Source organism: Flavobacterium zubiriense (genome assembly GCF_041729725.1).
GTDB classification, from domain to species: Bacteria; Bacteroidota; Bacteroidia; order Flavobacteriales; family Flavobacteriaceae; genus Flavobacterium; species Flavobacterium zubiriense.
The window spans coordinates 150,642-157,106 of sequence record NZ_JBCFQL010000012.1 but is presented as its reverse complement, the minus strand read 5'-3'; the positions used below and the strand labels follow the sequence as shown (position 1 = coordinate 157,106).

General features: G+C 34.5%; 6 protein-coding genes. 2 read left to right on the top strand and 4 right to left on the bottom strand.

What is annotated here, in order from left to right; genetic code table 11:
- The first annotated feature begins 24 nt into the window (after positions 1-24).
- Both AAGV28_RS12305 and AAGV28_RS12300 read left to right on the top strand, forming a co-directional pair.
- A complete protein-coding gene (locus AAGV28_RS12305) occupies positions 25-504 on the top strand; it encodes a DUF6252 domain-containing protein (RefSeq protein ID WP_373407103.1) in 480 nt (159 codons plus the stop codon).
- A gap of 148 nt (positions 505-652) precedes the next feature.
- The gene (locus AAGV28_RS12300) at positions 653-1,012 is read left to right on the top strand and encodes an RNA recognition motif domain-containing protein (protein WP_161645032.1); all 360 of its coding nucleotides are present in this window, start codon (positions 653-655) and stop codon (positions 1,010-1,012) included.
- A 107-nt stretch (positions 1,013-1,119) separates the two neighbouring features.
- On the opposite strand, the gene leuB is transcribed toward AAGV28_RS12300, so the two are convergent.
- The 4 genes from leuB to leuC all read right to left on the bottom strand — a co-directional run bounded on the left by leuB (position 1,120) and on the right by leuC (position 6,075).
- On the bottom strand, positions 1,120-2,175 hold the full coding sequence (gene leuB / locus AAGV28_RS12295; protein WP_373407102.1) for a 3-isopropylmalate dehydrogenase: 1,056 nt from the start codon (positions 2,173-2,175) through the stop codon (positions 1,120-1,122).
- Positions 2,176-2,210: 35 nt separating this feature from the next.
- Positions 2,211-3,734, bottom strand: coding sequence for an alpha-isopropylmalate synthase regulatory domain-containing protein (locus tag AAGV28_RS12290; RefSeq protein WP_373407101.1), 1,524 nt, complete (start codon positions 3,732-3,734; stop codon positions 2,211-2,213).
- A 142-nt stretch (positions 3,735-3,876) separates the two neighbouring features.
- On the bottom strand, positions 3,877-4,473 hold the full coding sequence (gene leuD / locus AAGV28_RS12285) for a 3-isopropylmalate dehydratase small subunit (protein WP_373407100.1): 597 nt from the start codon (positions 4,471-4,473) through the stop codon (positions 3,877-3,879).
- A 207-nt stretch (positions 4,474-4,680) separates the two neighbouring features.
- Positions 4,681-6,075 (bottom strand): 3-isopropylmalate dehydratase large subunit, encoded by a 1,395-nt coding sequence (gene leuC, locus AAGV28_RS12280; protein ID WP_373407099.1) that lies wholly within the window; start codon positions 6,073-6,075, stop codon positions 4,681-4,683.
- Positions 6,076-6,465 lie beyond the last annotated feature (390 nt).

Below are 6,465 nucleotides of genomic sequence, written 5' to 3'. Positions count from 1 at the left end.
TTTTGTTTGTAAATTTCTTAATCTATGAAAAAACTTTTTTTGTTTTTGATTGCTCTTTTTTCTTTATTTTCCTGTGAAGAAGACGTAAGGTTTAACAATCCTTCTTTTCAAGCAAACAAAGACAACGTTTTTTGGAGAGCTATTCAGTCTACTGCTACGGTTAATCCAGGAGGAACATTGATAATTGAAGCCTATACCGCAACAGAAATTGTTACTTTAAAAACAAGTTCGGTCACTTCGGGTACTTATTTTATTGGCACAACACCAATGAATACTGCAACCTATGTTTTTACAGATCCTTTAACTAAAGAGAGTCTTACATTTTCTTCTGGTTTTGGAGTAGGCAATGGCGAAATTGTAATTACAGAGTACAATCAAATAGAAAAAACCATTTCGGGAACTTTTAAATTTAATATAGAAAACATTTTTAATGATCCTCTAGCAGAAGCTACATTGAACTTCCAACATGGTTTTTTTTACAAAATCCCTATTACTGTTAATTAGTACTAAATCAGCTTGTTTTATTGTTTTTTGATTTTTTTTCGCATAACTATTTTGTTCTAACATTTAAATAAAATATAAATAAGCTTATTTATAGTGTGTTATAAAAAAATAAGAGTACATTTGTCACAATTATTATAAATAAGTACATATGAATATTTTTGTTGGAAGTCTTCCATTTAGTATTGAGGAAGCAGATTTAAGAGAGTCTTTTGAGGCTTACGGAGCAGTTGATTCTGTTAAAATTATTACTGATAAATTTACTGGAAGAAGTAAAGGATTTGGTTTTGTTGAGATGCCAGTTGATGCTGAAGCTCAAAAAGCAATTGATGAATTGAACGGAGCTACTGTTCAAGGACGTGCAATTGTTGTTAATAAATCTGAGCCAAAACCAGAAGGCGAAAGAAGAAGCTTTAACAATAACAGCCGTGGTGGAGATTCACGTGGTGGTTATGGTGGAGGAAACAGCCGTGGTGGAAATGACCGTGGTGGAAACAGAGGAGGATATTAATATTTTTTCTTTATATAGAAAAAGGGGACAATGTAAATTGTCCCCTTTTTTATTTTCCTTATCTTCCGCCCTCTCAAATGAGAGGGAATCTGAAAGCGAATTTATTTTTATATATTAGCAGCTAACCAATCTCCAACTTCTTTAGTCCCATAAGCTTTTCCGCCATCGGCTAAATCTTCAGTAACTATTCCCGCTTCTAACGCTTTATTTACTGCATCTCTCATGGCGCTTCCTTCTTCCATCAATCCAAAGCTTTCAAACATCATAGCAGCCGATAAAACAGTAGCCATTGGGTTTGCAATGTTTAAACCTGTTGCTTGTGGATATGAACCGTGAATAGGCTCAAACAAAGACACTTCAGCTCCCATAGATGCAGAAGGCATTAATCCCATTGATCCAGAAATCACAGAAGCTTCATCTGTTAAAATATCTCCAAACAAGTTTTCAGTAATCAATACATCATAAGAATTTGGCCATTGTACCAAACGCATAGCAACAGCATCAACAAATTCATAACTAACAGTAACTTCTGGATAATCTTTCTCCATTGCTTGAACTGTTTCTCTCCATAAACGAGAGGTTTCTAAAACGTTCGCTTTATCAACGCAACACAATCTTTTTGAACGTGTCATTGCTAATTCGAAACCTTTTTTTGCTAAACGTTGTACCTCATGTCTTGTATATACACAGTTATCAAAAGCTGTTTCTCCACCGTCTCTTCTTCCTTTTTCACCAAAGTAAATTCCACCAGTTAATTCTCTTAAGAAAACTAAGTCAGTTCCTTCAATTCTTTCTCTTTTTAATGGGGATTTATCCAATAAAGATGGGAATGTAAACGTTGGTCTTACGTTTGCAAACAAACCTAATGCTTTACGCATTTTTAACAAACCTTGTTCTGGTCTTACAGGTGCAGAAGGATCGTTATCGTACTTCGGGTGTCCAATCGCTCCAAACAAAACTGCATCAGCATTTTTACAAATTTCATGTGTCGCATCTGGATAAGGCTCCCCTACTGCATCAATCGCAGCAGCTCCAGTTAAAGCTGGTTTCCAGGTAATTTCATGTCCAAATTTCTGTGCAATTGCATCTGATACTTTTACTGCTTGATCAATAACTTCTGGTCCGATTCCGTCCCCTGCTAAAAGTGCGATATTTAATTTCATTATTTTGTATTTATATTAATTTATTGTTTTCTAATTTAAACAGCTACTACGTTGAGCATTTTTTGAGTAGCGATAATAGCCGCTACTGTTTGGTCAGAATCTAAACCTCTGGTTTTGAATTCCTTTCCATCATTCACCCAAGTAATAATGGTTTCACATAAAGCATCCGAACTACTTCCTGGAGGGATTCTTACTGCGTAGTCGGTAAGCTTAGGCAAAGTCATTTTTTTAGTCTTATAAATTTTTGTCAAAGCATTCATAAAAGCATCAAATTGACCGTCGCCCTGAGCGTGTTCCTCGATGATTTGTCCGTCAATTTTTAAACAAATAGTGGTTGATGGACGCATACCTTTGGCATGAGATAACAAATACGATTCTACGGTAATTTTTTCCTCATAAGTATGACTATCTAAAACATCAGAAATGATATAAGGCAAATCTTCCTTAGTAACGGTTTCTTTTTTATCACCTAATTCGATAATTCTTTGGGTAACCAATTTTAAATCTTCCTGATTTAATTGTAAACCTAATTCTTGAAGATTTTTTTCAATATTTGCTTTTCCAGAAGTTTTTCCTAAAGCGTATTTTCTTTTTCTTCCAAAGCGTTCTGGAAGTAAATCATTAAAATATAAATTGTTTTTATTGTCTCCATCAGCGTGAATTCCAGCTGTTTGAGTAAAAACATTATCACCAACAATTGGTTTATTAGCTGGAATTCTATATCCAGTAAAAGTTTCTACTAATTTACTCACTGAGTATAAAGAAGTTTCTTTTACGCCAATTTCAATTTCTTGCATAAAATCATTAATTACCGCAATGGTACTGGCCAAAGGTGCGTTTCCAGCACGTTCTCCCATTCCGTTTACAGTAACGTGCAATCCGTGAATACCTGCTTTTAATGCTTCCATAACATTGGCAACACTTAAATCATAATCGTTGTGCGCATGAAAATCAAAGTGAATATTAGGGTATTTTTTAGTAATTTCTGAGATAAACTGAAAAGTTTCCGAAGGAATAAGCACGCCTAAAGTATCTGGAAGCAAAATTCTTTTAACGGGTTGCGTGCTAATAAAATCCAAATATTGATACACATATTCAGGAGAATTACGCATCCCATTACTCCAGTCTTCTAAATATACATTGGTAGTAATTCCATTTTCGTGAGCTAATGCAATCGTTTCGGCAATTTCAGCAAAATGTTGTTCTGGTGTTTTTTTTAATTGATGAGTCAAATGGTTTAAAGAACCTTTAGTCAAAAGATTTTGAACTTTTGCACCCGATTTTTTCATCCATTCGATTGATAATCCTTTATCAACAAAAGTCAATACTTCAATTTTATCAGCGTATCCTTTTGTTTCAGCCCAAGTCATAATGCCTTTAACGCCTTCAAATTCCCCTTCACTTACACGTGCCGAGGCTATTTCGATACGATCTACATGCAACTCTTCTAATAATAATTGGGCAATGGTTAGTTTTTCTGCAGCAGAAAATGATACTCCTGAGGTTTGTTCACCATCACGAAGTGTCGTATCCATTATTTCAATTTTTCTTTTTCCCATTATAAATTTGATGCTAAAAAAGGTTCTGATTTACTGATTTTGAAATCATTATATTGTGTAATTCATAAAACACTAAAAGCAGCTGCTAAAGAATTCCGTAAGAATTATGTTTAGCAGCTGCATTTATATATGATACTATTATTTAGTAAGGAAGCTTCTCAGCAAAACTTACAATTTCTTCTTTGATGTTTTGTAGATAATCGATATCATCAAAACCGTTAACCATATTGTTCTTTTTGTATCCGTTGATATCAAAAGATTCTTTTTCACCTGTAGCTTTCAATGTGATTGTTTGCTCTGGTAAATTGATTTCTAATTCAGTATTTGGGTCTGCTTCGATAGCAGCAAATATCTTATCTGAAAATTCAGGAGAAACCTGTACTGGCAAAACTCCAATATTCAAACAGTTTCCTTTGAAAATATCTGCAAAGAAAGAAGAAACTACTGCACGGAATCCATAATCGTAAACAGCCCAAGCAGCGTGCTCACGAGAAGAACCAGAACCAAAGTTTTTTCCACCTACAAGGATTTTTCCGCTGTAAGTTGGGTTGTTTAATACGAAATCCGCTTTTGGAGTATCATCTCCATTGTATCTCCAGTCCCTGAAAAGGTTGTCTCCAAAACCTTCACGTTTTGTAGCTTTCAAGAAACGAGCTGGGATAATTTGATCAGTATCTACGTTTTCTATCGGTAGCGGCACTGCACTACTAGTAAGGATATTAAATTTATCGTATGCCATTTGATTTTTGATTTTTGATTAACGATTTTAGATTTTAGATTTACCGTAAGTAAAATATAATCGTAAACGCTAATGTTATTTTGTGTAATCTAATTGTATTTTAAACTGAATGTTGTAAAAAGATTTTTTAGATTAACGAAATCTGAATTGCTACGCCAGTTCGCTGACGCTCGGGTCAGAAATCGTTAATCTTCAATCTAAAATCTTTTACATCAATTCTCTTGGGTCAGTTAATTTTCCAGTAACTGCTGCTGCTGCTGCCATAATTGGAGAAGCTAACAATGTTCTTGAGCCTGGACCTTGACGACCTTCGAAGTTTCTATTAGAAGTACTTACTGCATATTTTCCAGCAGGCACTTTGTCATCGTTCATAGCCAAACATGCTGAACAACCTGGTTGACGCAATACAAAACCAGCTTCAGTAAGAATATCTAATAAACCTTCTTCTTTGATTTGTGCTTCTACAACGTGAGAACCCGGAACTAACCAAGCAGTAACGTTATCTGCTTTTTTTCTTCCTTTTACGATTTCTGTAAAAGCTCTAAAATCTTCAATACGACCATTAGTACAACTTCCTAAGAAAACATAGTCAATTGGTTTACCAATCATTACATCGTCTTCCTCAAAGCCCATATAAGCTAATGATTTTTTGTAAGTTTCTTCACCACCTTCAACTTGGTTAGCAGAAGGAATGTGTTTAGAAATACCAATTCCCATACCCGGATTTGTTCCGTAAGTAATCATTGGTTCAATATCTTCGGCATTGATGTTTAATTCAGCATCAAATTGAGCACCTTCGTCTGTTTTTAAAGTTTTCCAGTATGCTACTGCTTTAGTCCAAGCTTCTCCTTTTGGAGCATGTAATCTACCTTCTAAATAATCAAATGTTTTTTGATCCGGAGCAATCATACCTCCACGAGCACCCATTTCGATACTTAAATTACAAACAGTCATACGACCTTCCATTGTCATTTCTTCGAAAACATTCCCTGCGTACTCAGCAAAATAACCTGTACCTCCAGAAGTAGTTAATTGAGCGATGATATAAAGTGCAACGTCTTTTGGACCTACACCTTTACTCAATTTTCCGTTTACGTTGATACGCATTTTTTTAGGTTTCGGTTGCATGATACATTGAGTAGAAAGAACCATTTCTACTTCAGATGTACCAATTCCGAAAGCAATAGCACCAAAAGCACCATGAGTAGAAGTATGTGAATCTCCACATACGATTGTAGCACCAGGCAAAGTAATTCCGTTTTCAGGCCCTACCACGTGTACAATTCCATTTTTTATGTGACCTAATCCCCAGTGAGAAATACCGTATTCGTTCGCGTTTGTCTCTAATGCTTTTAATTGATTAGCAGATAAGGCGTCTTCAACAGGCAAGTGTTGGTTAATAGTAGGTGTATTGTGATCGGCAGTTGCGAATGTACGTTCAGGATATAATACTGACACGCCTCTTGATTTTAAACCCAAGAAAGCTACTGGACTTGTAACTTCGTGAATGAAATGACGATCAATAAAAAACACATCTGGTCCGTCTTCAATTTTACGCACAACATGCGAATCCCATACTTTGTCAAATAATGTCTTGCTCATTTTTTAATTTTTTTTAGTGTATTTCTGTGTTTTGTACTACCCTGTTTTTAATAAGATGGTAACAAGAACGCAAAAGTATAAAAATGAAATCATGTATTCAATTAATATTATCGATTATATACGATACCCAAACTATATTAATAGTACTATGTGCTTTTAATTTGCTTGCTTGTGTTCTAGAGAGTTAGTTTTTTTATTTCCATTTTCAATCATAAAGTTGTTTTTGCAACAATACACAAATTGTTTTCTATTTTATGAATTTTTAGAGGTTTTTAGCTAATTGCATTGTTTTGTTTAACAAATCGTTAAATGTGTGGTTAAAAACAAAAAAATCAACAGAATTTTGTAGTTGAAGAAATTTTAAAAAATGTAGTTTTATTTCAAAAAAAC

What these genes read in the sequence shown, in the direction of transcription:
- leuD (WP_373407100.1), bottom strand. Translation starts at nt 4,473, where the DNA reads ATGGCATACGATAAATTTAATATCCTTACTAGTAGTGCAGTGCCGCTA.
- AAGV28_RS12305 (WP_373407103.1), top strand. Translation starts at nt 25, where the DNA reads ATGAAAAAACTTTTTTTGTTTTTGATTGCTCTTTTTTCTTTATTTTCC.
- leuB (WP_373407102.1), bottom strand. Translation starts at nt 2,175, where the DNA reads ATGAAATTAAATATCGCACTTTTAGCAGGGGACGGAATCGGACCAGAA.
- AAGV28_RS12290 (WP_373407101.1), bottom strand. Translation starts at nt 3,734, where the DNA reads ATGGGAAAAAGAAAAATTGAAATAATGGATACGACACTTCGTGATGGT.
- leuC (WP_373407099.1), bottom strand. Translation starts at nt 6,075, where the DNA reads ATGAGCAAGACATTATTTGACAAAGTATGGGATTCGCATGTTGTGCGT.
- AAGV28_RS12300 (WP_161645032.1), top strand. Translation starts at nt 653, where the DNA reads ATGAATATTTTTGTTGGAAGTCTTCCATTTAGTATTGAGGAAGCAGAT.